Genomic DNA, 2,519 nt, shown 5'->3' on the forward strand with positions numbered 1-2,519 from the left:
ATCTTTTTTTCATTGAAGGGTAAGCCAGCTTTTCTCGCGACTTTCTCTCACCGCCCGCGCCTGCGTCAAACCGTATCTCATTTTCCCTGAACCTCACATTCTCATCCTTGAGATACCCGTCCAGGTACTCATTCACGCCGTTTCTTGTGGCCTTTACCCCGGAACACACGCCATATGTGTTCTCCTCGCCGTAAAACACGTAAACATAGTCTGAAAGGTAGTCAAAAAGCGCCATGTCGTGCTCAATGACTATTACCTTTTTCCCGTGCTTTTCCGCAAGGCCCCTGATTGCCTTTGCAACAATCAGCCTCTGCTCTATGTCCAAATATGAGGCAGGCTCGTCAAAGTAGTATATGTCTGCGTCTTTTATGTAGCAGGCGGCAACAGCCACCCTTTGAAGCTCGCCACCTGACAACTCCTTTGTCGTCTTGCCTAGTGCATGTTCAAGTTCAAAAAGCCCAACAGCCTCGTCTAATGCCTCTCTTTCGTCAAGTTTTTTCAGCAGGGTCTCAACCTTCCCGCCAAATGCAGCAGGTATCCTGTCAACGTTTTGGGGCTTTAGGGCGACTTTGATTTTTTTTCCGGAAAGCGCCTCAAAGTACTGCCTTTCCTGTATGCCTAAGATTTTTTTTCCAGATTTTGCATCTTCTGATTTTTCATCGGCAAGCGGTATTCTTCCCCTGGATTTCTTTGCGGCATTTTCAGTGCCCCAGCTCAAGCCCTCCGGGCCTTTTGCTTCACTTCCGACAATTCCAAAATTAGGCTTGAGGGCAGCTGTCAGAAGCTGCAGTGCAGTTGTCTTTCCAATCCCGTTTTTGCCAATCAGGCCGACAACGCCCTTTTGGGGCAGCGGCAGCCCGTAGAGCCTGAAAGTGTTGACTCCATACTGGAAAATCGGGGTGCCAACTTCAGCTGGCGTGTTGATTATTTTTATGGCATCCACAGGGCAGCGCTTTGGGCAGATTCCGCACCCAGTGCACAGCACCTCTGAAATCACAGGCCAGCCCTCTGCATCAATAGTGACTGTGTCGTCCCCCATGCGAACTCCCGGGCACAGCTTCATGCACAAATATCCGCACTTTTCGCGCGTGCACTTGTTGCGGTCAATTATGGCAATTCTTGGCATTGAATCATCCTAATCTCTTCTAATATCAATTGCACTGCTGTGCAACCCTGTCAAATTTGTTGGCAAATTTGTCATTGCAATTCTTGGCATAAAACCAGCTTGAACAGCATCTCAGTTGCTAAAACACATACAAAGTCCAATGCAGCCCTTATTGTAAAATGCACAGGCCCACTGGGGATAATAATCTGTTTATTAACCCATTTATCGTTTATAACTTTATGCGGATACTATCGCAGGACAAGAAATCTGGCCTTGTAAAGCTTGTTCCAGAGACGACCGAGGACCTGTGGCACATAGAGCGCGTGCTAATGGCAGGCGACAGCATAATCGCCAAATCCTGGAGAAGGTTTAAAATTGAAGGAAGCGACGAGGCCGGGGAGAAAAAGCCCGTCAACATAACCCTGCGCGTTGAGAAAACCGAGTTCTCGCCGCATGTAAATCGCCTTCGCGTCTCAGGAAAAATCATTGACGGCAGCCCGCAGGAGTTTGTCCAAATAGGCTCGTATCACACCATAGATGTTGAAAACGGCTTTCCACTGACAATTGTAAAGCAAAACTGGCGGCAGCACCAGATTGACAGGCTCTCCCAGGCCGTCAGGGAGACAAAGCGCCCGCTTGTCGGAATCGTGGTGCTAGACGAGTCAAAGGCGATTTTTGCGCAGGTCAAGGGATTTGGAATTGATTATCTTTTTGAAATCGAGGCAAACGCCTCAAAGCGGGATGAAAAGTTTTCTGAAAAGCAGCTGCAGTACTTTGGCGATGTTGCCTCCAAGCTAGGCACTTTCCAGACCTCCAAGACAGTAGTTGCAGGCCCTGGGTTTGCAAAGGACAATCTGAAAAAATTCCTCCAGCAAAAAAATCCGGGCATTCTCAAAAAACTGGTTTTTGACTCAGTATCCAATTCAGAGAGAAGCGGGGTTGTTGAGCTTCTAAAAAGGGGCGCAATATCAAAAGTCATGCAGGAGGAAAGGGTGGAGCAGGAACTTGTGCTTGTGGAGCAGCTCAAGGCCCAACTCTCAAGGGGCGGCGGCCTTGCAACATACGGCATTTTGCAGGTTTCTGGCGCGCTTGGGGCATCGGCAGTATCGCACATCCTTGTTGCAGACGAACTGCTGCGCCAGAACCAGGAGGTTGACGAGCTGATTGAAGGGGCCTATAAAAGAAAAGTCAAGGTCACTGTTTTTTCCTCTGCTTCGCAAGGCGGGCAGGAGCTTGCGGCCTTTGGCGGCTTTGCGGCACTGCTCAGATTCAAAATTGAATAAAAAAGGTATTGGAACCGCCCATTTCTTATCCTTAAAAAAGCAGCTATAACTTCGCAATCACTTTTTCTTGAAAACTGAAGCAAATGCACCGACAATTGCGCCGACAAGGGCAAAAAACCCAAACAGGGGGC

General features: G+C 48.6%; 2 protein-coding genes. One reads left to right on the plus strand and one right to left on the minus strand.

The window, feature by feature from the left end; all coding sequences use genetic code 11:
• Nucleotides 1–1,126: ATP-binding cassette domain-containing protein (locus FJZ26_05510; GenBank protein MBM3229864.1), on the minus strand; the 1,126-nt coding region annotated here is incomplete at its 3' end.
• A 158-nt stretch (nucleotides 1,127–1,284) separates the two neighbouring features.
• Here FJZ26_05510 and FJZ26_05515 point away from each other — a divergent pair.
• The gene (locus FJZ26_05515) at nucleotides 1,285–2,388 is read left to right on the plus strand and encodes an mRNA surveillance protein pelota (protein MBM3229865.1); all 1,104 of its coding nucleotides are present in this window, start codon (nucleotides 1,285–1,287) and stop codon (nucleotides 2,386–2,388) included.
• Nucleotides 2,389–2,519 lie beyond the last annotated feature (131 nt).

The organism is Candidatus Parvarchaeota archaeon (assembly GCA_016866895.1).
In the GTDB taxonomy this organism is placed as follows: domain Archaea; phylum Micrarchaeota; class Micrarchaeia; order Anstonellales; family VGKX01; genus VGKX01.

Bases quoted from the DNA above. Each gene is read 5' to 3' on its own strand.
- FJZ26_05515 (MBM3229865.1), top strand. From the start codon at position 1,285: ATGCACAGGCCCACTGGGGATAATAATCTGTTTATTAACCCATTTATC.